This is a genomic window from Dyadobacter sp. CY345 (genome assembly GCF_021502725.1).
Classification (GTDB): domain Bacteria; phylum Bacteroidota; class Bacteroidia; order Cytophagales; family Spirosomataceae; genus Dyadobacter.
The window spans coordinates 299426-323045 of record NZ_JAKFFS010000004.1 but is presented as its reverse complement, the minus strand read 5'-3'; the positions used below and the strand labels follow the sequence as shown (position 1 = coordinate 323045).

22 protein-coding genes are annotated in these 23620 nt (G+C 41.2%); 15 read left to right on the top strand and 7 right to left on the bottom strand.

Features of this window, described 5'->3' with window-relative positions:
* The first annotated feature begins 37 nt into the window (after positions 1 to 37).
* The 13 genes from L0657_RS18690 to L0657_RS18630 all read left to right on the top strand — a co-directional run bounded on the left by L0657_RS18690 (position 38) and on the right by L0657_RS18630 (position 13829).
* Positions 38 to 1672, top strand: coding sequence for a hypothetical protein (locus tag L0657_RS18690; protein ID WP_235152276.1), 1635 nt, complete (start codon positions 38 to 40; stop codon positions 1670 to 1672).
* A 171-nt stretch (positions 1673 to 1843) separates the two neighbouring features.
* Positions 1844 to 3970 (top strand): T9SS type A sorting domain-containing protein, encoded by a 2127-nt coding sequence (locus L0657_RS18685; protein ID WP_235152275.1) that lies wholly within the window; start codon positions 1844 to 1846, stop codon positions 3968 to 3970.
* Positions 3971 to 4166: 196 nt separating this feature from the next.
* A complete protein-coding gene (locus L0657_RS18680; protein ID WP_235152274.1) occupies positions 4167 to 4541 on the top strand; it encodes an NADH-quinone oxidoreductase subunit A in 375 nt (124 codons plus the stop codon).
* 28 nt (positions 4542 to 4569) lie between these two features.
* The gene (locus tag L0657_RS18675; protein WP_235152273.1) at positions 4570 to 5112 is read left to right on the top strand and encodes an NADH-quinone oxidoreductase subunit B; all 543 of its coding nucleotides are present in this window, start codon (positions 4570 to 4572) and stop codon (positions 5110 to 5112) included.
* Between the two features lie 7 nt (positions 5113 to 5119).
* Complete coding sequence (locus L0657_RS18670; protein WP_235152272.1) at positions 5120 to 5620, top strand: NADH-quinone oxidoreductase subunit C; 501 nt, start codon at positions 5120 to 5122, stop codon at positions 5618 to 5620.
* A gap of 23 nt (positions 5621 to 5643) precedes the next feature.
* On the top strand, positions 5644 to 6870 hold the full coding sequence (gene nuoD, locus L0657_RS18665) for an NADH dehydrogenase (quinone) subunit D (protein WP_235152271.1): 1227 nt from the start codon (positions 5644 to 5646) through the stop codon (positions 6868 to 6870).
* Positions 6871 to 6914: 44 nt separating this feature from the next.
* Positions 6915 to 7412 carry an NAD(P)H-dependent oxidoreductase subunit E gene (gene nuoE / locus L0657_RS18660; RefSeq protein WP_090337181.1) on the top strand — a complete coding sequence of 166 codons (498 nt, stop codon included), beginning with the start codon at positions 6915 to 6917 and terminating at the stop codon, positions 7410 to 7412.
* 24 nt (positions 7413 to 7436) lie between these two features.
* Positions 7437 to 8774, top strand: coding sequence for an NADH-quinone oxidoreductase subunit NuoF (gene nuoF / locus L0657_RS18655; protein ID WP_235152270.1), 1338 nt, complete (start codon positions 7437 to 7439; stop codon positions 8772 to 8774).
* Between the two features lie 197 nt (positions 8775 to 8971).
* A complete protein-coding gene (locus tag L0657_RS18650; RefSeq protein ID WP_235152269.1) occupies positions 8972 to 10405 on the top strand; it encodes a glycosyltransferase family 39 protein in 1434 nt (477 codons plus the stop codon).
* 26 nt (positions 10406 to 10431) lie between these two features.
* On the top strand, positions 10432 to 11550 hold the full coding sequence (locus L0657_RS18645) for a 2Fe-2S iron-sulfur cluster-binding protein (RefSeq protein ID WP_235152268.1): 1119 nt from the start codon (positions 10432 to 10434) through the stop codon (positions 11548 to 11550).
* A gap of 34 nt (positions 11551 to 11584) precedes the next feature.
* Positions 11585 to 12664, top strand: a complete 1080-nt coding sequence (gene nuoH, locus L0657_RS18640; protein WP_235152267.1) for an NADH-quinone oxidoreductase subunit NuoH — start codon at positions 11585 to 11587, stop codon at positions 12662 to 12664.
* Between the two features lie 22 nt (positions 12665 to 12686).
* On the top strand, positions 12687 to 13280 hold the full coding sequence (locus tag L0657_RS18635; RefSeq protein WP_235152266.1) for an NADH-quinone oxidoreductase subunit I: 594 nt from the start codon (positions 12687 to 12689) through the stop codon (positions 13278 to 13280).
* Positions 13281 to 13310: 30 nt separating this feature from the next.
* Positions 13311 to 13829 (top strand): NADH-quinone oxidoreductase subunit J, encoded by a 519-nt coding sequence (locus L0657_RS18630; protein ID WP_235152265.1) that lies wholly within the window; start codon positions 13311 to 13313, stop codon positions 13827 to 13829.
* Between the two features lie 332 nt (positions 13830 to 14161).
* Here L0657_RS18630 and gcvP read toward each other — a convergent pair whose 3' ends face one another.
* From gcvP to L0657_RS18615, 3 genes are all read right to left on the bottom strand, one after another.
* On the bottom strand, positions 14162 to 17050 hold the full coding sequence (gene gcvP, locus L0657_RS18625; RefSeq protein WP_235152264.1) for an aminomethyl-transferring glycine dehydrogenase: 2889 nt from the start codon (positions 17048 to 17050) through the stop codon (positions 14162 to 14164).
* Positions 17051 to 17179: 129 nt separating this feature from the next.
* Complete coding sequence (locus L0657_RS18620; protein ID WP_235152263.1) at positions 17180 to 17386, bottom strand: hypothetical protein; 207 nt, start codon at positions 17384 to 17386, stop codon at positions 17180 to 17182.
* Positions 17387 to 17494: 108 nt separating this feature from the next.
* A complete protein-coding gene (locus tag L0657_RS18615) occupies positions 17495 to 18757 on the bottom strand; it encodes a metallophosphoesterase (protein ID WP_235152262.1) in 1263 nt (420 codons plus the stop codon).
* Positions 18758 to 18934: 177 nt separating this feature from the next.
* Here L0657_RS18615 and L0657_RS18610 point away from each other — a divergent pair, with 177 nt between their 5' ends.
* Positions 18935 to 19153 carry a hypothetical protein gene (locus L0657_RS18610; RefSeq protein WP_235152261.1) on the top strand — a complete coding sequence of 73 codons (219 nt, stop codon included), beginning with the start codon at positions 18935 to 18937 and terminating at the stop codon, positions 19151 to 19153.
* Between the two features lie 12 nt (positions 19154 to 19165).
* Here the strand turns inward: L0657_RS18610 and L0657_RS18605 are convergent, their stop codons facing one another.
* On the bottom strand, positions 19166 to 19726 hold the full coding sequence (locus L0657_RS18605) for a YqgE/AlgH family protein (protein WP_235152260.1): 561 nt from the start codon (positions 19724 to 19726) through the stop codon (positions 19166 to 19168).
* Positions 19727 to 19859: 133 nt separating this feature from the next.
* Here L0657_RS18605 and L0657_RS18600 point away from each other — a divergent pair, with 133 nt between their 5' ends.
* A complete protein-coding gene (locus L0657_RS18600; RefSeq protein WP_235152259.1) occupies positions 19860 to 20378 on the top strand; it encodes a gamma carbonic anhydrase family protein in 519 nt (172 codons plus the stop codon).
* Between the two features lie 23 nt (positions 20379 to 20401).
* Here L0657_RS18600 and L0657_RS18595 read toward each other — a convergent pair whose 3' ends face one another.
* The 3 genes from L0657_RS18595 to L0657_RS18585 form a co-directional block, all read right to left on the bottom strand.
* On the bottom strand, positions 20402 to 21037 hold the full coding sequence (locus L0657_RS18595) for a DedA family protein (RefSeq protein WP_235152258.1): 636 nt from the start codon (positions 21035 to 21037) through the stop codon (positions 20402 to 20404).
* A gap of 231 nt (positions 21038 to 21268) precedes the next feature.
* On the bottom strand, positions 21269 to 21586 hold the full coding sequence (locus tag L0657_RS18590; RefSeq protein WP_235152257.1) for a nucleotidyltransferase domain-containing protein: 318 nt from the start codon (positions 21584 to 21586) through the stop codon (positions 21269 to 21271).
* A 27-nt stretch (positions 21587 to 21613) separates the two neighbouring features.
* On the bottom strand, positions 21614 to 23497 hold the full coding sequence (locus L0657_RS18585; protein ID WP_235152256.1) for an ABC-F family ATP-binding cassette domain-containing protein: 1884 nt from the start codon (positions 23495 to 23497) through the stop codon (positions 21614 to 21616).
* Between the last annotated feature and the right edge of the window lie 123 nt (positions 23498 to 23620).

Sequence of the window (23620 nt, the reverse complement as noted above, 5' to 3'; positions counted from 1 at the left end):
AGAAAAAATCCGGTTACCACAAACTGTACTCATCGTTATGGAAAGTCAATTACGCGTTAACCGGCTGGTTATAGCTGGTTATTTTACAGTTTGGTTTTTTATAGGAATTTTTATAGTAAAAGACTACGGAGTCACATGGGACGAACCCATCATGAGGTTACTCGGGCTGGTGGGTCTAAAATATGTAAATGAAGTATTCGGGAGTCCATTGGTGATTCCGATCAGCAATCAAATTGAGGATTTCAGTACTTTTATCAATCATGAATACGGCAGCCTTTTTGAAATAATCCTTGCCGGTGCAGAATTCGCATTCATTAAGCCTTTTGTTTTTGACCACCTCGAAATGGATAGCTCGGCTTACTATCTTCGACATGTTATTACCTGGCTGGTGTTCTGGCTTTCAAGCATCTTCTTTTACAAACTCGTCCGGCTACGAATTGATAGTGTTTTCATTTGTCTGCTCGGAACCTCGATTTATATCTTATCTCCCCGAATTTTTGCAGACTCATTTTATAATTCAAAAGACACGATTTTTCTGGCGTTTTTTGTAATAAACACGTATACACTCTCACTTCTCTTTTCAAAGTTCACCTACAAAAATGCCGTTTTTCACGGAATTTCAACCGGATTTCTAATAGCCATTCGTTTGATGGGTATTATTTCTGTTGCGCTGTCGATGGTATTTATCCTCACTTATATATTTGTCGCAGCTGAAAGAACGGCGCTGAAAAGAAATTTACTGATCATAGGGACTTACCTTTTTACCGCATGCATTTTCACGTATATTCTGTGGCCATTTTTGTGGGAAAGCCCGTTTTCAAGATTTATTGAAGCGCTAAAACTTATGGCGCATTTCGTCAGGCAAGATAGCCCTATGTTGTATCGCGGCGAATTTATCGACAGAGATCAGATTCCGTGGCATTATGTACCGGTTTGGCTGCTGATTACTATTCCACCTTTTTATCTGGCACTTAGCTATGTCGGAGGGGTTGTGGTAGTCTTTAATTTTCTAAAAAAGTTTATTCAAAAAAATACTGTAAAGATTCACTTTATCGATTTATATACGATCGCTTCGCTGATACTCCCGATTGCGTCGATCATCATTTTACATTCGATTATCTACGATGGCTGGCGGCACCTTTTTTACCTATATGTCTTCATTTCATACCTGGCAACCTTAGGCGGCTATTTTATCATCAAGGCTTTTCCAAAAAAATATTCGTTATATCCTAAGTTGGCCTGGGCAGCCGGACTGCTATTTTATGTCGGTGTGATAATCAAAATGCATCCGCAACAACAGGTTTATTTTACGTTGTTCAACAAAAATCCACAAACAACTTACGAACTTGATTACTGGGGACAATCCTATAAGCAATCGCTGGAATGGCTTTGCAGGAATTCTGATAAAGACACGATTAAAATCGCTTACATCAGAATTGGAAATCAACCAATGACAATGAACAGACAAATCCTACCGGCCAAAGACCGAGACCGAATTGTATTTAAATCGTCATTAAGAGAAAGTGACTACTACATAACGAATTACAAATTTGTCGATCATGATCTTCTCGAAGGGATAAGGATTGATATCAGTGATAGTCTCGACAAAGAATTATATAATATTGCGCCGCTTGGATATAAAATAAATACTGTTTTTTCCGTTAAGAAATAACCGAATTATCCAAGTTATAAGTCACGTGTTACTACTAAAATACAACATCCAAAAAAAGAAGTATATCAAAACCAGAACTAATCTTTAAATTTGCAAGAATTTCCTGACAGCTTCTTAGTTGTTTTAATTGCAAGATTGTTACACAAGAAATATTCTTTTAATCACATTCTAATGCTTGATAAAATTTTTACCTTTTGTTTTCTGAGAATCTGGCTACTTCTTTTTTTGCTTCCATTAGGATTAAGTGCCCAAATTAGGATTACGACACCCGTTGAGCGGGCCATTTATCAACGAAATAACACGGGACAGGCAACTGTTTCTGTGACTGGAAATTATACAGTACCCGTTGATAAAATTGAAATCCGGGCTCTGCCGGCAATTGACGGCCAGGGACTTCCAACCGCATGGGCTCCGCTTCAGACAAATCCGACAGGCGGATTGTTCAGTGGGACCATCACGCTTTTTCAGGGCTGGTATACGCTCGAAGTAAGAGGATCGCTGAATGGAGCGATTGTTGGACAAACGTCAGTGGTTTCGCGTATGGGAGTGGGAGAAGTTTTCGTGATAGCTGGCCAGTCCAATGCGCAAGGTGTTGATTATGAATTTCCTAACAAACCTGTTGCTACTGACGACCGTGTTAATTATATCAATTACAACAATTCTGTAAATTCCCTTAACGATCCTCCATACCCCATTTTTGAGCGTATGAATGCAGTAAATATCACTGTGGGACCAAGGGGGAAAACACCATGGTGCTGGGGAATTTTAGGAGATTTACTCACGCAGAAACTAAACGTTCCCGTTCTTTTTATAAACGCCGCGTGGGAAGGCACGTCGATTGGTAACTGGAGTGAAAGCGCGCAGGGGAGAAGGACACAAAATTCTTTTGGTTTCTTTTACCCGGATCAAATGCCTTATGCCAATCTTCGGTTGTCGATGCAGCATTATGCAAAAGAGTTTGGCGTAAGATCGATTCTTTGGATGCAGGGTGAAACGGATACCTATCCGCTGGCAACTGATTACGAAACATACAGAAGCAGACTTCAATTCGTACTCGACAAACTTGGCTCGGATATTAATGGCCGGGTTACCTGGGTGATTTCCCGTACTTCAAGAATTCAGAATGCAAATCTTCAGTCAGTAACAAGCCCGGCAGTTATTGGCGCTCAAAACGCTGTAATTGATGGGCTTTTCAGCTCTGCTTATCCTGGACCCGAAACTGATCCACTGTATCCGCAAAGATTTGACGGCACCCACTTTTCCGGCACTACAGGGCTTACCATTCTCGCAAATGCCTGGAACAATACGTTGAACACAGCATTTTTCTCAAATGTCAGTCCGCTTCTGCCAGCAGCAGTACCTAAAATTACCAGCATTTGTGCGCCAAATAATACTTCGTTGACCCTTACACTTCCTGAGGGTTATGCATCGTATACCTGGTTGCCGAGCGGTGCCACTAGTAGGACCATCACGGTTACATCTCCGGGAGAATATAGTGCGCGGGTTAAAGATGCATCCGGCAACACTGTTCACAGCCAAAAACTTATTGTTACATCTTCGATCAAACCTGAAACACCAACCATCGTTCAGTCAGGGTCTCAGCAGGCATGCGCTGATTCGGCTTTTGTCTTTTCATTGACTTCGAGTAATGACGCTTACAGTTGGTTCAAACAAGGAACAACAAACGTTTTGGCAACAACGCCGACATTTGCTGTCGAGGAAGCTGGTACTTATCAGGTCAGAAGTCAGAATGTTTTTGGTTGCACCTCTGACGTATCTGCTGCTGCTTCGCTGCTTATCCGACCAGAAGTACCGGAGCCAACGGTTGCAAAATCAGGACCGTTTACCATTATGGCGAGCATTCCGGAAGGTACTATGAATGAGCAGTATGACTGGAAAAGAGATGAGCGAATACTCGCACTACACTCAAATATTATAAAGACAGATACATCAGGACAATATTCTGCGCGCACGAAAGTCAACTATACACTTGGCAACAATCTGCTGACCTGTTATTCTTCGTTCTCAGGAACACAGGAAGTAATTACCGATACGCAAAATGATGTCGTAATTTTTCCAAATCCAGGTGCCGCTGATGACTTATACATAGAGTCGCGCGACAACATGAGGAATGCAGAAATCACGGTTTACGATATGTTTGGGCGTGTTGTAATTACGCAAACTCAGGATCTTACGAGCCGTGTAAAAATACTTACAAAAAATCTTCCGTCAGGTAAATATGTCATCAGAATCAAGTCTGCAGATGTTGATCTAACGAAACAAGTTATAGTTAGATAACTATTTTTTCTTAAAAAATCACTAAATAAGCCGCGAGCAATCGTGGCTTATTTAGTATGATACTAATTAGGTAAAAGAAGACTTAAAGAATTTGATTGATAAATTTGCAAAGGCTAATTTTGACAGTAATAAAGTTTTCCTTGGCGTAAAACCCTTTGGATTCTAATAGCAGAACATATATTGAAATTAAAAATCAATGAATAATAACTATCTTCCTTCTGACTATTTGCCAATTATCGTTCAGTTTCTTCTGGCTGCCGGTTTTATCGGAGGCACGATGATTGTAACGCACATGATAGGACCAAGCCGTAAAAGCAAATTAAAGGATGATCCTTTTGAATGCGGAATTGAGTCTGTTGGTGACGCCAGGACACCGATTTCAGTTAAATATTTCTTAGTAGCTATTCTCTTTGTTCTTTTCGATGTCGAAGTAATATTTATGTATCCCTGGGCTGTCAATTTTAAAGAATTGGGAATGTTTGGGTTTGTAGAAATGTTATTGTTTATGGCACTACTTCTTTCCGGATTTTACTATATCATCCGCAAAGGCGTTTTGAATTGGGAAGACTAGATTATAAAACATTATAATCCGATAGATTATGAAAGCAGTAACGATAGCGGAAGCACCAGAAGGACATAGCGGTTCAGGATTTTTTGCAACTTCATTCGATGAAGCAATTGGTCTTGCAAGAAGTTATTCACTTTGGCCTTTACCATTTGCAACATCTTGCTGTGGTATTGAATTCATGGCAACCATGGGTGCTCATTATGATATATCACGTTTCGGATCGGAACGTCCAAGTTTCTCACCACGCCAGGCTGATTTGCTGATGGTGATGGGAACAATTGCAAAGAAAATGGCACCTGTTGTAAAACAGGTTTATCTTCAGATGGCAGAACCACGCTGGGTTTTGGCGGTTGGAGCTTGCGCATCAAGCGGCGGAATTTTCGATACATACAGCGTTTTGCAGGGTATCGACCGCATTATTCCGGTTGATATCTACGTACCAGGATGTCCTCCCCGCCCGGAACAAATTATCGATGGGTTGATGGGAATACAGAAACTGGCGCAAAACGAAAAACTTCGTCGCAGAAATACCGACGAATATCAGGAACTTCTAGCATCCTATAATATTCAATAAGTACCCTATGCTAAGCAATCAGGAGGTAGCCGAAGAGCTACTTGGGAAATTTGGTGATCAGGTATTTGATTTTGAAGAACCTTACGGTTTTTTAACACTCTCCACAACACGTGAAGAGATTATTTCAATGCTGGAATTTTTAAATCAGCACAAAACATATCAGATTAATTTCCTTACAGACATTACAGGAGTTCACTACCCTGATAATGAGGGAAAAGAATTTGCTGTGGTTTATCACCTGCATAGCTTCATTCACAATTTCAGGATCCGTATAAAAGTATTTATTTCCGAAGCAGATATCCATATTCCTACTGCGACTGGGCTATATGCTAGTGCAAACTGGATGGAGCGTGAGACTTACGACTTTTACGGCATTCTTTTTGACGGACATCCGAACCTTGTCCGTATTCTGAATATTGAGGAAATGGATTATTTTCCAATGCGTAAGGAATATGCTTTGGAAGATGCTACGCGCGAAGATAAAATTGATGCGCTTTTTGGTCGTTGATCCTATAAGGAAAAGAGTAAGTTATGGCAGATATCGAATTATTACCTCATAATGTTCCTTCCCAATCAGAATTACCTGAACTGATCGAGGAACTTACTACCCTAAACCTTGGCCCTACCCACCCGGCGACCCACGGTATTTTTCAGAACATCCTTCAGATGGATGGTGAAAAAATCGTTTCCGGTGAGCAAACCATAGGTTACATACACAGAGCTTTCGAAAAAATTGCTGAAAGGCGTCCATTTTACCAGATTACGACGCTTACAGATCGTATGAATTATTGCTCCTCACCGATCAATAATTTCGGCTGGCATATGACGATGGAGAAGTTTCTGCAGATCCAGGTTCCAAAACGTGCGCAATATATCCGCGTCATTATGATGGAACTTGCAAGAATTTCTGACCACTTGATCTGCAACAGTATTTTGGGTGTGGATTCAGGCGCGTTTTCAGGTTTCCTTTACGTAATGCAAAAACGTGAGGATATATATGAAATCTACGAAGAAGTCTGTGGAGCGCGATTAACTACAAACATGGGCCGTATCGGTGGTATGGAGCGTGATTTGTCGTCGACAGCACTTCGCAAAATCCGTGAATTCATAAAAACGTTCCCGCCAGTTCTTCGTGAGTTTGAAAAACTGATGAGCCGTAACCGTATTTTTATGGATAGGGTTATTAACGTGGGACCAATTTCACTAGAACGTGCACTTTCCTATGGTTTTACTGGTCCTAACTTGCGTGCAGCTGGTCTGGATTATGATGTGCGTGTAATGGAGCCATATTCTTCGTATGAAGATTTTGATTTCAGCATTCCAGTGGGACAAAGCGGTGATACATTTGACCGTTACAATGTTCGTATGGAAGAAATGTGGCAGAGTCTGAAAATTGTTGAGCAGGCTTTGGAAAATCTTCCCGAAGGACCATATTATGCCGATACCCCAGAATATTATCTTCCTCCCAAAAAAGAGGTTTATAATAACATGGAGGCACTTATCTACCATTTCAAAATTGTGATGGGAGAAATAGATGCGCCGATCGGTGAAGTTTATCATGCTGTTGAAGGCGGTAACGGAGAGCTGGGTTTTTACCTGATCAGCGATGGCGGACGAGCACCGTATCGTCTGCATTTCCGTCGCCCAAGTTTTATATATTATCAGGCCTTTCCTGAAATGTGCAAAGGAAGCACGCTTTCAGATGCTATTCTTACCATGAGTAGCCTGAACGTTATTGCAGGAGAATTGGACGCATAAAATCAGATTGATTGTTTGATTTTTCAAAAGATCGTATTAAAGAAATGACTGAAACACCGAATCCCGTTGCGTTTACTCCGGAACGACTGGCGAAAGTAAAAGAAATCATTGCACGTTATCCTGAGGGCCGTCAAAAGTCGGCTCTTCTGCCTGTTCTACACGTTGCCCAGGAACAATGGGGATGGGTTAGCAGTGAAGTGATGGATCATGTTGCAGAATTACTAAGTATTGAACCGGTTGAAGTATATGAGGTAGCTACATTTTACACCATGTATCACCTTGACGCGGTTGGAAAACACGTGATCGAATATTGTCGTACAGGTCCTTGCTGTCTTATGGGCGGTGAAGAAATATATGATTATCTGAAACAAAAACTTGGTATTCAGGCCGGGCAAACGACGCCTGACGGTTTGTTTACCTTGAAAGAAGTTGAATGCCTTGCTGCTTGCGGCTGGGGCCCGGTTTTCCAGATTCGTGAGAAGTTTTACATGAATCTGACACGCGAGCGCGTTGATGAGATCATCGAAGAATTAAGCAAATAAGCCTTTTAAAAATCGTATCCCGAAATGGCTATAAAAATATTAACGGAGCACATTAACGTCCCAGGTATTGAAACCTTTGAGGTTTACCGCAAACAGGGAGGTTATTCAGCTGTTGAAAAAGTAATAAAAACCATGACTCCTGAGGAAGTTGTGGAAGAAGCAAAAAAATCCGGAATCCGCGGACGTGGAGGTGCTGGATTTCCAATGGGAATGAAATGGGGCTTTTTGGCAAAACCAGAGGGCGTTCCGCGTTACTTGGTTTGCAACGCAGATGAGTCTGAGCCTGGTACTTTCAAAGACCACCATTTGATGAAATGCATTCCTCACCTGCTTATTGAAGGAATGATCGTTTCCAGCTTTGCTTTGGGCGCTAACAAGTCGTTCATATATGTGCGCGGTGAGCTTATGTATGTGATCCGTATCCTCGAAAAAGCCATTGAGGAAGCGAAAGCAAATGGTTTTCTTGGTAAAAATATATTAGGAAGCGGTTACGATCTTGAACTTGTGGTACAGCCAGGTGGCGGTGCCTACATCTGCGGAGAAGAAACTGCTTTGTTGGAATCTTTGGAAGGAAAAAGAGGAAATCCTCGTAATAAACCACCATTCCCAGCTGTAAAAGGACTTTATCAAAGTCCTACTGTGGTAAATAATGTAGAGTCAATTTCCAATATGCCATGGGTAATCAACAATGGAGGTGATGCCTATGCAGCGATAGGAATCGGGCGTAGCACGGGAACAAAACTTATTTCTGCCTCAGGCCATATTCAGAAACCTGGTGTTTATGAAATTGAACTGGGCGTAAGTGTTGATGAATTTCTTAATTCCGATGAATACTGTGGCGGGGTACGGAAAGGACATTATTTAAAAGCACTGGTTGCAGGTGGTTCGTCTGTTCCTATTCTTCCAGCGCATTTAATTACCAAGACTGCTGCCGGCGAGGATCGTCTGATGAGTTATGAATCCTTGTCAGACGGAGGTTTTGCAACGGGTACTATGCTGGGTTCAGGAGGTTTTATCGTTTTTGATGAAACTGCCTGTATCGTCCGTAACACATGGAATTTTTCTCGTTTTTATCATCATGAATCATGCGGACAGTGCAGTCCTTGCCGTGAAGGAACGGGATGGATGGAAAAAGTGCTTCACCGCATCGAACATGGCCACGGAAGTATGCATGACATCGATCTGCTTGTTGATGTTGCCAAAAAAATAGAAGGAAATACAATTTGTCCGTTGGGCGATGCAGCTGCCTGGCCAGTTGCCAGCGCAATCCGTCATTTCCGTGATGAATTTGAATGGCATATCACCAACCCGCATGAAGCTTCCCAACCAGGAGCTGTATTTATGGGTGCAGTTTTAGCCTGACAGGTATTTTAGTTAACCTAGAAAGAATTATTATACACCATAAACTGATTCTCTGATACCTTGGTGAGTCGGGCCGGAATGTTCCGGATGATGTGAAAATTTCCAATATGCAATTATTTATAAGGCCGGTTTACAATTTTATAAGGAATAACGCGTACCCTTTAACTTTTGCATTTTGTATTGTCTGTACTGTTATAATGCTCTATATCAAAGGAGTATTTATATTAAGTTATCACCCGGACATATCAGGTAGTGAACGGGGTACAACTTTTGGAATTCAAATTGTAGCGGATAATCAGCCACTTTACAGAAATCCTGAGGTTCCGCCTTTTTGGATTGTACAGTACGCGCCTTTATATTATTACCTTGTTGGCAAGACATATCAGTTGCTAAATTGGGATCCTACGGATATTTACAGGATACAATTTTTAAGCCGGTTTATATCTTTTGTTCTTGTTTCTATTTCCATGATCGTTGCCTATTTCACGGTCAGGAGATTTATAAAAGTTTCGAAGTTACTGAGTGTCATTTTTTGTTGTCTGCTCTTTGGCCAGCTTCAGGAGTGGCATCTCACCAATTCCAGAATAGATAGTCTGCTGTTCCTGTTTACCGTTTTATATATTCATGTAATATTTAAAGCACTTGAACAGAAAGAGGAATGGAATAAATATTTTGTGCTGGCCGCCTTTTTGGCTGTTGTTGCATTTTTTACAAAACAAAGCGCACTGATCCATAGCATCGTATTGCTGGGATATTTCTTTTATAGATTCCAGTGGGCGTCATTGGTTAAAATTGCAGGAACATTAGCATTATTGTTCACTGTATTTACATTAATTTTCAGCCAGTTAGAGTTTAAAGTATTTTACGACAATTTGTTTGGAAGTTTGCAGCTTCCAATCGTTCCTGGATGGTTTTACGCCTATACCTACCGCTATGTAGTTCCGGCGATGAGCCTGTTTATTACAGTTAGTTTTGTAATTAACTTAAAATGGCTGGTATACGCCGCAGACCCTAAAAGAATATTTCTGTCACTTTCGACATTTCTGTTCTTCGGCTTTGCAACAGCAACAGCATTTAAACACGGGGCCGCAGTCGGATATTATCATGAGTATGCATACGTAGGGTTACTAGGGATATTTTATTACTTTTATAATGAAAACCTGGCTGTAACAAAGTCGTCGTTAGCAAATTATTTATTCCCTGCCATGGTCGGTATGACAATGTTATATTTCACCGGCCAGCAAATGGAGAAGTATTATAATACTAATCTGGAAAAATATAAATCAGATTATATGCAGCAGAACGATGTAAAAAAATACGTCCTTGCTCATATTGGAAAAGATGAAAAAGTTGTGATTTCGGGCGGTGAAGATTTCCGCGGATGGCTTTTACAACACATGCTTTTTAAGCATTTACTGGCTTATCAGGATACGGAAGTACGCTTTTTGCATGAGGCCAAAAGATTTGATTTCAGCGGCTTTTATGATTTAGTGAAAGAGAAAAAAATACGGTATTTGGTACTCGATAAAAATAGTCCCCCATATCTGTACGCCTTTGACTACACATTTAATCTGAACGATTACATGTTGGAAAAAGACATTCACGGATATAAGGTTTATAGATTAAAATAACGAAGACGATTTAGAGAAGTCTTGATATGGAAGAAGTAAAACCACAGTTAATTAAAATAACCTTCGACGGTATAGAAGTTGAAGTTGAACCTGGAACGACCATCATGCAGGCTGCTCGTAAAATCGCGGAAGCTGACGAAAGCCAGGGGCATTTGGTACCGCCTGCCATGTGTTATTACAAACCACTTCCGACTTCGGGCGGTAAGTGTCGTGCATGTCTGGTACGCGTAGCCGCTGGTTCTGCAAAAGATCCGCGTCCTATGCCGAAGCTTGTTCCATCCTGTATCACACAGGTGCAGGAAGGTATGATTGTTGAAAATACGACGAATCCGGCTGTTCTGGATACACGTAAAAGTATCGTTGAGTTTTTGCTGATCAACCATCCTCTTGATTGCCCCGTTTGTGACCAGGCAGGAGAATGTCATTTACAGGATTTTTCTTTTGAGCATGGTTCTGCAAAAACACGTTACGAAGAGGATCGCAGAACTTTCGACAAAATAGATATTGGTCCTTTTGTTCAGCTTCACATGACGCGTTGCATACTTTGCTACCGGTGTGTTTATACTGCTGATCAAATCACCAACAAACGTGTGCATGGCGTGATGAACCGCGGCGATGCTTCTGAGATCAGTACCTATATCGAAAAAGCAATCGATAATGACTTTTCAGGAAATGTAATTGACGTTTGCCCGGTAGGTGCTTTGACAGACAAAACATATCGTTTCAAGAGCCGCGTATGGTTCTCAAAACCGGTAGACGCGCATTGCGACTGTGATAAATGCAGTGGAAAAGTTACGCTTTGGTATCGCGGTGATGAAGTGATCCGTGTCACTGCCCGCAAGAATATGTGGGGAGAAGTGAACGAGTTTATTTGCAACACATGTCGTTTTGAAAGGAAGAAAACAAGCGACTGGACAATTGAAGGGCCAACAAAAGTGAAACGCAGTTCAGTAATTTCTGCCAATAAATATCCGAAGGATCTTATTGCGAAACCGGACTTTGCACTTAAACTTGCTGCAACCCAGTTTAAACCAATTGACGACGACCGCGATTACACAACAGATGCTGAAACGGTCCGTCATCAGAGCATAGAAAATAACGATAAAGCAAATCATCGTTCGCTATTAACAGATAACAGAAAGTAATTTCTGCCATCAATATTTAACTGTGAAGTAAAAAATGGAATTAACGGAGTTTATTATCAAGACAATAACAATTCTGGTTGTTTTTGTATTAACGCTGGTGATTGCGATGTACTCTACCTGGGGCGAGCGCAAAGTTGCCGGTTTTATCCAGGACCGGATGGGGCCTAACAGAGCGGGACCGGGCGGATTATTGCAGCCTCTTGCAGATGCGGGTAAAATGTTTTTTAAAGAAGATTTTATTCCGGCTCTTGCCAGCAAATGGCTTTTTATAGCAGGGCCAAGTTTGGCTATGCTTACAGCGCTACTGGCCAGTGCGGTTATTCCATTTGGCAGCACAATTCGGTATGATGGCGTTGAAGTCGTACTTCAGGGCGTCGAGTCAAATATTGGTATTCTATACGTTTTTGGCGTAGTTGCCCTTGGTGTTTACGGTATTATGATTGGTGGCTGGGCTTCTAATAATAAATTCTCTTTGCTTGGTGCAATCCGTGCAGCATCTCAGAATATTAGCTATGAGGTAGCTATGGGGCTTTCCCTGATAGCAATTTTAATGATGAGCAGTTCTCTATCGCTTGGCGAAATCGTGTCGCAGCAGCATGGTGGAAACTGGAACATTTTTTATCAGCCGCTTGGTTTCATTATTTTCCTTACCTGCTCTTTTGCAGAATGTAACCGTGTTCCTTTCGACCTTCCGGAATGCGAAACGGAATTGGTAGGCGGATACCACACCGAGTACGGAAGTATGAAACTTGGATTTTATCTGTTCGCGGAATACATCAACATGTTCGTTTCCTCCGCGATTATTTCAACACTTTATTTTGGAGGTTATAATTACCCTGGAATGGATTGGGTTTACAATCAGCTGACGGCTTCCCTGGGATCGACAACAGGCCATAATATTGCGACCTTAATTGGTACCGGTGTATTCTTTGGAAAAGCTTTGTTCTTTATCTTCTTTTACATGTGGGTAAGGTGGACGCTTCCACGTTTCCGCTATGACCAGTTGATGAATCTGGGCTGGAAGAAACTTATTCCTTTGGCTATTATTAATATTATCATCACCGGAGCAAGTGTGCTTTTCTTAAAGCCATTTATTACTTCTCTGTTGAACTAAGTAACAAAAAACTAGTATTGCCATGCAATTGACCAATCGCTCGAAGCAAGTAAGCAATAAAGAAATGACGCTGATGGAGCGCGCCTACCTACCCGCTATCGCGACCGGTATGGCAATTACTCTAAAGCACTTTTTCAAGAAGAAAGTAACCATTGAATATCCTGAGGTAAAGAGATATCTCGGCCCGGTATTTCGTGGACGACATATACTAAAACGTGATGCAGAAGGGCGTGAACGTTGTACAGCTTGCGGCCTTTGTGCTGTGGCCTGCCCGGCGGAGGCGATATCCATGATTGCAGCAGAACGTGAAAAAGGCGAGGAAACACTTTACAGAGAAGAAAAATACGCTGCTGTTTATGAGGTAAATATGCTGCGTTGCATCTTTTGTGGATTGTGTGAAGAAGCTTGTCCAAAACAGGCAGTATATTTGCGCCATGATGAATTTATTCCGGTTTTCAATGATCGCAACCAGGTGATCTGGGGGAAAGATTTATTGGTTGAAGACATGAACAATCGTTACACACGTGAAGCATGGACTAAGGAAGAAGCTCGCTTATTGGACATGAAAAGGGCGAATGGCGAAGCAACCAATGTTGTACCAAGAGCTATTCCTTGATTTTAACTTTATTTTTGATCCGCAAGCATTATGAATCCGACGCTATCATTCTTTTATTTTTTGTCTTTTTTGACTGTGCTTAGTGCGCTGATGGTTATTCTGTCTAAAAACCCTATCCACAGTGTTCTTTACTTGATCCTGACGTTTTTCACGCTTTCAGGTCATTATATTTTATTGAATGCCCAATTTCTTGCAGCAGTGAATATCATCGTTTATGCTGGTGCAATTATGGTGCTATTTTTGTTCGTGATTATGTTCCTTAACGTGAAGGATGTTCATGAGGAGGCTAAGAACAGTCTTACGAAAATTGCGGCAGCGATTGTCGGCGGAACTGTTTTTGTAATTCTTTTTGGCGCTTATCGCAAAACGATCATCGCACCGGCAGATCCGAACAACTTCGACTCTCAGGTTGGTATGATCGAAAGCCTTGGGAAGCTGCTTTTCCGTGAATATTTACTTCCTTTCGAATTAGCCTCCATTTTGCTTTTGGTAGCGATGGTAGGTGCGGTAATGTTAGGTAAGAGAGAAATTGGAGAAAGACACTTTTAGGAAATTTCAAGATATTATTTTTGTAGAAAGCGGATCGTAATTGATTCGCTTTTTTTGTTTTCAGGGCTTCCTGTTTTCGTCATAAAAATCAGTTTAAAATTTGATAACCGCTCGTTAGAGCATCCTGTTTATAGGAAAGAAATACTCCAAGCCTCATGTAGAAATCTGTAAGAGTTTCCTAATTTATAGCTCAAACAAGGAGGCTCCTATGGAGCCCAGATAAACCCATCCCTGATGATTGCTATAAAAAGGATGCTCCCAAGGAGCAAAACAAAAGGAGCCACTTCTACCGAAATGACTCCCTCCAACAAATAATATTAATTGACTATCTCCTACTCCACCTCAGCATAAGCCTCGACAGGTATACAAGAACAAATCAAATTTCTGTCTCCATAGGCACTATCAACGCGGCTAACACTTGGCCAGAACTTGTTGAAACGTAAATGCGGTAATGGAAAAGCTGCTTTTTCACGACCGTAAGCATGTGTCCAGTTTTCTGCAAGAACAACACGCGAAGTGTGTGGAGCGTTTTTAAGAACATTATCCACCCGATCAGCTATACCTTCTTCAACCTCACGAACTTCATTTCTGATCGCGATCATGGTATCACAGAAACGATCAAGTTCTGCTTTCGACTCAGATTCTGTGGGTTCGATCATCAACGTTCCGGCTACCGGGAAAGATAACGTTGGCGCATGGAAACCATAATCCATTAGGCGTTTTGCCAAGTCCTCTGCTTCAACGCCAGCTGCCTTAAACGGACGGCAATCCAGAATCATTTCGTGCGCACATCGGCCATTTGTTCCTGTATAAAGAACTTCATAATGACCATTCAAGCGTTCTTTGATATAATTCGCATTAAGGATTGCAAATTTTGTCGCATTTGTAAGTCCTTCCCCGCCCATCATGGCGATGTACGCGTAAGAAATCGTAAGAATACTGGCACTACCATAAGGCGCAGCTGAAACTGCTCCTGCCTGTCCGGCTTCCAAGTGCTCAGACTGTTTTCCTAAATTAACATGGCCTGGAAGGAACGGAATCAAATGTTCTGCAACACCAATCGGTCCAACACCGGGACCGCCTCCGCCGTGAGGAATACAGAATGTTTTATGCAAGTTCAAGTGACAAACATCCGCTCCAATCGAAGCTGGACTAGTCAGACCAACCTGGGCATTCATATTAGCACCATCCATATAAACCTGTCCGCCAAAAGAATGGATCATCGAACAAATCTCAATAATACTTTCTTCATACACACCGTGCGTCGACGGATATGTTACTAACAGGCACGATAATTCGTCTTTATATTGTTCAGCTTTTGCTCTTAAATCAGCAACATCGATATTTCCACGGTCATCACATTTCGTAACAACCACTTTCATACCTGCCATAACTGCGGAAGCCGGGTTTGTTCCATGCGCCGATGAAGGAATTAGTGCCACATTACGGTGATGATCACCTCTGCTCTCGTGGTAACCGCGAATTGCCATAAGACCAGCATACTCACCCTGCGCTCCCGAATTCGGCTGCATTGACATTGCAGCAAAACCTGTAATTTCACATAACCACGCACTCAACTCTGCCACCAATTGTCCATATCCTAATGCCTGATTCGCTGGAACAAAAGGATGTATTGCTCCAAATTCCGGCCAGGTCAAGGGGATCATTTCAGCAGTTGCATTCAATTTCATGGTACAGCTCCCAAGAGAAATCATGGAATGTACCAAAGAAAGATCTTTACTTTCAAGCGTTTTCAGGTAACGCAGCATTTCATGTTCTGTGTGGTAAGAACTGAAAACCGGATGTGTCAGGTAAGAAGATGTACGGGCAAGATTTTCTTCAATCGTAAAATCCATTTCCTCGTCAATCACCATTTCGCCCTGAAAACCAGAAACCTCTGCAAAAAGATTTAACAGCGCAATGACATCATCAAAAGTTTTAGCTTCGTCAAATGATACCCCAACGCTTCCATCTTTATTGTAACGAAGGTTAATACCCCATTTCAGTGCATTTTCTCTAAGTTTGCTACCCAGAGTAGTTTTAATCGTAACTGTATCGAAGAAATTTGTGGTTACAACGTCATAATTAAATTTCTTGATTGTATCAACAAACAAACGTGTCAAACCGTGTACGCGGGAAGCAATATTCTTGATTCCCTCTGGTCCATGGTAAACACTGTATGCGCCTGCAATTACCGCAAGTAAAACCTGTGCTGTACAAATATTTGAAGTAGCTTTTTCGCGACGGATATGCTGCTCACGCGTTTGTAACGCCATTCTCAGTGCGCGATTTCCTTCGGCATCAACCGAAACTCCGATGATTCGCCCAGGAATGTTACGTTTGAAAGAGTCCTTCGTAGCAAAAAATGCAGCATGAGGCCCACCATAACCCATAGGAACGCCAAAACGCTGGGATGATCCAACCACAACATCCGCACCCATTTCACCCGGAGCCTTCAATAAAGTAAGCGCCAACAAATCAGCTGCAACTGCCACTGTGATGTTCACATCATGCGCAGCAGCAATAAAATCAGTATAGTCAATCACTTCACCGTTTGTCGCAGGATATTGTACCAAAATACCGTATAGATTTTCATCTGTTAAATCTACGGTCGCGTGGTTTCCAACAATTACCTTAATTCCAATCGGATTAGCTCTTGTATAAATCAAATCAATGGTTTGTGGATGGCAAAGCTCAGAAACGAAAAATGTGTCTGCTTTTTTCTTTGCTCCCGGACGAAGGCTGTAAAGCATCGTCATCGCTTCTGCCGCTGCTGTCGCTTCATCTAAAAGAGAAGCGTTGGCAATTTCCATTCCTGTAAGATCAGTGATCACGGTTTGAAAATTCAAAAGCATTTCCAATCTTCCCTGTGCGATCTCTGCCTGATAAGGTGTGTATGCTGTATACCAGGCTGGATTTTCAAGAATATTTCTTAGAATTACGTTAGGCGTTACAGTATCGTAATATCCTGTTCCGATATACGTTTTCAAGATCGCGTTCTTACGAGCCAGTTTCTTGATTCCGTCCAAAAACTCCTGCTCCGATTTCGGGCGAGGTAAATCCAAAGGCTTTTGCAGGCGAATGGCTGCAGGAAGCGTTTGTTCTATCAATTCATCCAGAGAAGATGCTCCAACCGTGCGCAACATTTCCTGTAATTCCTGCTCATTCTTACCGTGATGACGGTTTTCGAATTTATCCTGGCTTCGAAGATTGATTTTCATTATTTGGGCTAACGAGACCGTTATATAGTTGGTTATAAAATACAAAAGTAAGCAAATCCGAGGAAATCTCTGAGAGAAAATCGGGAATGCTTACTCTTGAATATGTTCAAATTTAATATTTTTTTCGTTTTAATGTTTCGGACAACCACAATCCGTTTTTCGCTTGAATATTCCAAGGATTTTTTTGGATTTCGGTTTTTGATATCCGCGATTTTTCTTTCTTTTGTTCAATAACATTTCTGACTGAACATCCTTCGAATTAGCACTCACGGGCTGAATCCCGGAAAAGCCCAGCACAATGCCTGACAAAAGAATTGTTGCAACAAATTTTTTCATAACTATTGTGTTTAAAAACCGCAGAAGTCTAAATATCAAACGTCCCGACTCCGGCTCTAAGTATATCTTAAACAATTTAATACCTCGTATTTACAATGAATAAATCCGCTACGCGCTCACCAGCTCAATGATTGTTATTTCCGGAAGAATACCAACACGACCCGGATAACCCAAATAGCCAAAACCACGGTTAACATAAAGATATTGGTCATTTTCCTTATATAATCCGGCCCATTCTTTATACCGATACTGAACCGGACTCCATTTAATGCCTGCAAGTTCAACACCGAACTGCATTCCATGTGTATGTCCGGCAAAAGCCAGATCGATATCATCATATTTTGGAAGCACCTGAGCACGCCAATGGCTGGGATCATGGGATAATAATATCTTCACAGGAAATTGATCCGTCCCTTGGTATGCCTTTTCCAGATTACCATATTTTGCAAAATTTCCCGCACCCCAATTCTGAATACCAATTAAACCGATCTCCTCATTGTCAACACGGATTGCGCGATTTTCGTCCAGCATCAGATTCCAGCCAAGCAACTGATGCGCTTTCTTCAAATCAGCCAGATTCTGGTTTTTCTCTTGCTGAGATCCCCATTGGAAATAATCCCCATAATCATGATTTCCCAAAGTTGAGTGTACACCTAGCGGCGCCTTAACCTTATCAAAAATATTGATGTAATCCTTTACTTCCAATGCACGGTCGTTTACCAGATCGCCGGTAAAAAATGCGATATCCGGTTTTTCTTTCATCAACATTTCCACGCCGCCTTTTACCGCCGTTTTATTGAAAAAACTGCCTGAATGAATATCCGAAAGCTGGGCGATCTTCATTCCATGAAATGCTTTTGGCAGATTTTTCAACGCAACCTTTACTCTTCTGATACGGTAATCATGCGCTCCGGATAATATCCCGAAGGCAAAAGTCCCCATCAAAGCCGATCCGGCAATAAGAGCAGTCGTTTCCAGAAATTCTGATCTTGGAATTTTTGTTTCTGAAGGATTATTAGGATCAATAGCAGGCGCTGCAGACGGTACAAAATAGCTGATTATCCATTGCAGCAGACGGCGTGCATCATCAATCAATAAAAACAAAACAACCAGCAATTTCGACAGGTAAGGAATCGCTATTCCGGCGATAATAAATGTTCTTGTAATACGGTTAAAAAAGTCTGCGGGAAGAAATTGCATCATCACGTAGGCAAACAATGTCAGCGAAGTGAAGCCCCAATATACCCAGGTTATCCATTTTTGAGTTGGCTGGGAAAAATTTCTGATTACAAATCGTAACGCCTGCCAGACGTACCAGTCAATACCAAATAATACGACGGTAAGTAATATAAAAAAAAGAGTGCGGTTCATTCCAGTTAAATGTATTTATATCAGGGGTTAACATCGCGATTGTTTTTCTCGTTCGTGAGCTTGGGTCAAAAAGCTTATAAAAACGATTTAATGGAAAAATTTCCAACCTGAACGGTCAAGTTATTCTCATGAAAGGTTTATTTCTTTATTTTTGCCCGACAACGAAATAAAAGAAAAATGCCAGAATTTGATTTTAAGCGATTCCATATCCGATCGATGAATGCTACCGATGAGGAACGGGCAGCAATTAATCAGGAGTTAAAAGATATGTATGCTGCTTTGCCAGAAGAAGACAAAGCAGATTTTAATGCTCAGCTCCAAAAATTTTTAGTAAAAGAGGTAGCCAGAGTAAAATCCGATTACGATTCTATTCGCGGGCTTAACAACCCAAACTAAGAACCAACTGCATTAGTTTAAACTTGGATCTGTTGGATAATGTGCTATTGAGCGATATTCTCCTCCCATATTTTTCAGTATTTCTCTCCAAAAGTCCTTTGCTGGTGTAGTAAAAAGGAAGTTTGATTTTGTTTGTGTAATAATCCAGGAACCTTCTTTCATTTCGTTCTCCAATTGTCCCCCACCCCAGCCTGAATAACCTATAAAAAACCGAACATCATCTGCTGTCAGGCTGTTGATGTTTAGTAACGTACGAACCTGTTCAAAATCTCCACCCCAAAAAACATTTGGCATAATTTCTGCTCCGCCGGCAATCATATCGGGGCGACGGTGAATGAAATGCAACGTATTTTTCTCAACCGGCCCACCCAGATGAAGAGGAATATCCTGATAAATTGTGTCTTCCAGTACGTCTCCTAAAAACAAGTCAGTTACCTGGTTAAGTACAAAACCGAAACTTCCAAGATCGGTATACTCACAAAGCAGAATGACGCCCCGCTCGAAATTCGGGTCGCCCAAAAACGGTTTGGCGATCAATAAAGCTCCCTTTGACAAATTTCCGGAAAGTGGCATAACGAGGCAGATTTAATATTCAAAAAACGAAATATATTTATTTTTCAGTAACATTACCTGAATTTTATACATTTCGTTACTAAACGAAAAAAGTAAATTTTATTTCAGAAATACAAGATTTACTCAATTTTATATGGCACTTATCAGATCTGTTCGGGGAAAAAACCCTCAATTCGGTGAAAATTGCTGGCTAGCGGAAAATGCGACTGTTGTCGGAGACGTTGTGATGGGAGAGCATTGCACAGTCTGGTTTAACGCTGTTGTTCGTGGAGATGTTAACAGTATCAGGATCGGGAAATATTCAAATGTCCAGGATGGCGCAGTGATACACTGTACTTATCAAAAAAATGGCACTTACATTGGCGATTATGTTTCCATTGCTCACAACGCAATCGTCCACGGTTGTACCATTGAAGATCATGTTTTGATAGGTATGGGATCTATCGTAATGGATGGGGCCGTGATCGGGACTGGTGCGATTGTGGCAGCCGGAGCAATCGTAACGCAGAATACCAAAGTACCGCCAGGAACCATATATGCAGGAAATCCGGCAAAATATCTGAAAGATGTTTCGCCGGATCTCAATGCCGCAATTGACAGGACTGCAAATAATTATATAACATATTCTGGTTGGTTCAAGGATGAGGAATAAAATTATATTCCTGCAACCAAAGTCTATTCCTCGACCATTCCTTTTCTTGCGTTGAAGTATCCTTTGATTACAGTAAACGTTGTGATAGCCAGGAAAAATAAAATAATGTAATGGACGTAATCTACAATCCAGGGAAATCTTTCTCCGAAAAGGAAGCCACCACCTGTCAATGCACCGATCCATACAGCTCCTCCCACCACATTATTCAATAAAAAGGATGGGAAAGACATTTTTGCAACGCCTGCCAGTATCGGCGCAAAAGTCCGGACAATAGGAAGAAACCTGCTGACAATCAATGTTCTGCTGCCATATTTATCAAAATATTTGCGGGTTGTGGACAAATGTTTTTTCTTGAAAAAGAAAGAGTCCGGACGGTTCTCAAACATGTCTCCAAAATATTTCCCAAATAAATAACCTGTTAACGAACCCAGTACCGCAGCAGCAAACATGCACAACAACAAAATACCTATCGGAACCTGTAAAATTCCTGTCCCGCAAAAAACACCGGCCAAGAACACCAAATAATCTCCCGGGAGGAAAAACGCAAAGAAAAGTCCGTTTTCTGCAAAAATGATAAAGGTGATAACCAGTAAACCACCCGTGCGGATTAATTCTTCGGAATTTAGCAAATACTGAAAAAACTCGACAATAGAATTCATATTGATTTACTATAAATATCCATTACTCTTTAAATAATGAATGACTGTATTAACGAATAGGCGGGCTTTTTCCAGAGTTTCTACTGCTTCTTCAAAAACGATTTCAGAATCAATATCATAATCACCCATTTGTCGTTGATTAAATGTCGCTGCTAAATGATTCCCCTTCTAAATTGTAAGCTGCATTTTCAATACTATCTTCAGCCTTACTAATGATTGAGTTGATATCACTCATATCTCAATTCCCTCTTCTCGAATATTTCTATAAAGTGGCATTGTGCTAACCTCGTATTTCTTACGACTAGTTGGAACAACGCTGAACACCTTGTGATAGTGACTTAAAAATTCCCCTAAAACAGGGGAAATTCTTGTAATCTCAGTAAATGGACGAATATCATCCTTATTTAACACCACTAAAAAGTCAACGTCAGAATCATCACGAAAATCATTACGGGCAAAAGAACCGAATAAAATTACCTTGTAAAGTGCGTCACCATACAAGCTTACCATTTCGTCTTTAAATTCTTTTGAAACCGTTTTGATATTCATGTCTATCATTGATTATTTTTTTCAAAACTAAACATTTTCCGACAGTTCCAACCAACGCATTTCTTTGTCCGATTGCGCCTGCGTAATTTCCTCGATTTGCAATGCCCAGGAGGTTACCTCGACATGAGAGCCACCATTTTCAAGTTTTTCGAGCAACTGCGCTTTTTTCTTTTCCAATGCTGCCATTTCGCCTTCAAGCATTTCAAACTCTCGTTGTTCCTTAAAACTTAACTTTTTCTTCGGAGCTGCCGGGGTAACTACAACTTCCTTAACAGGCGCTGGTGCAGCAATCTGCGGACTCTTCCCGGAAGCTATATTTTTTTTCTCAGCTTCAACCTCGTCCTGATAATCACGAAGTTCAGTATAATTTCCAGGGAAATCGCTGATCTTGCCTTCTCCTTCAAACACAAAAATATGTTCAACCAAACGGTCAAGGAAGTATCTATCGTGGGATACGATCATGATACAACCTGGGAAATTCATTAAAAAATCTTCCAGAACGTTCAAACTCGCAATATCCAGATCGTTCGTAGGCTCATCGAGAATCAGGAAGTTTGGCTGCTTTATTAGAATCAGAAGAAGCTGTAATCTTCTTTTTTCTCCTCCGCTCAGTTTTGATATAAAATCATATTGTTTGGAAGGGGAAAACAAAAATGCCTGTAACAAATGTCCAACCGTAACTGTTTCGCCAGTTCCTAACTGCACTACTTCGGCAACATCTTTAACGATATCAATAACACGTTGCGTTTCGTCAAAAACAAGATCTGTTTGTTTGTAATAACCAAACTGAACCGTTTCTCCTTTTACTATTTTACCGCTATCCGGTTCCAGTTCTCCGGTGATCATGTTCAGCAAGGTAGATTTTCCCATACCATTCTGACCAACGATTCCGATCCGGTCACCTTTACGGAAAGTATATTCAAAGTTTTTGATCAGCTGACGCTCACCAAATCCTTTACTTACATTTTCCATTTCAATGATCTTGCTTCCCAAACGCGCCGTGCGTACGTTAAGCTCCATCTGCGTATCGAATTTTTTCTGGCTGGCTCTTTCTTTTAATTCTTCAAAAGCATCTACACGGTATTTTGCTTTGGTACCACGCGCTTTCGGCTGCTTTCTGATCCAGTCGAGTTCCTTACGCATAAGGTTTCTTGCTTTATCAATTCCTGCCGCCTCGGACTCTTCTCGTTCTGCTTTCTTTTCCAGGAAATAGGAATAATTTCCTTTGTAAGAATAAGCCGAACCATGATCAAGTTCCAGTACCTGATTACACACCGTATCTAGGAAATATCTATCATGGGTTACAACCAGGAGCGTAGTATTTTGTGTATTCAGATATTTTTCAAGCCATTCAACCGTATCGAGATCCAAATGGTTGGTAGGCTCATCGAGGATCAGCAATTCAGGATCTTCCAAAAGAATCTTTGCCAGAGCGACGCGTTTTTTCTGCCCCCCGGAAAGATTACCGTATAAATTCTCAGTATTATGAATCCCTAAACGCCCCAAAACTTCCTTCACTTTATATTCAAAATCCCATGCCTTGTAGGTATCCATATCCTCCATAGCCGTAGCCAGGGCATCATGATTATCCGTCTCGATAGCGTGTTCATACTTTTTAACAGCTATGGCAACGGGATTATTTGAAGAGAAAATTACTTCTAAAACCGGCAACGTTACATCAAAGGAAGGACTTTGATCCAGGTAACCAACACGGATGTCTTTACGAATACTAACAGATCCTTCCTGTGGGGGAATTTTACCCGTCAGGATATTAAGGAAAGTTGTTTTCCCGGTGCCGTTAGTGCCGATAAGTGCCACTTTATCACCACGACTGATCCCGAAATTGATATTTTTAAAAAGCCATTGGTCTCCAAAAGACTTCGCAATATTTTCTGCTGAAAGGTAATTCATAGGTAAAATTTGGATTCTATAACTACAAAGGTAGGATAGATATTAGAGAAGAAAGAAAAAATTCGTTTTCATAGGGTAAATACCATAATATTGCTACTTATTCTTTGTTATATGGTTCAATGC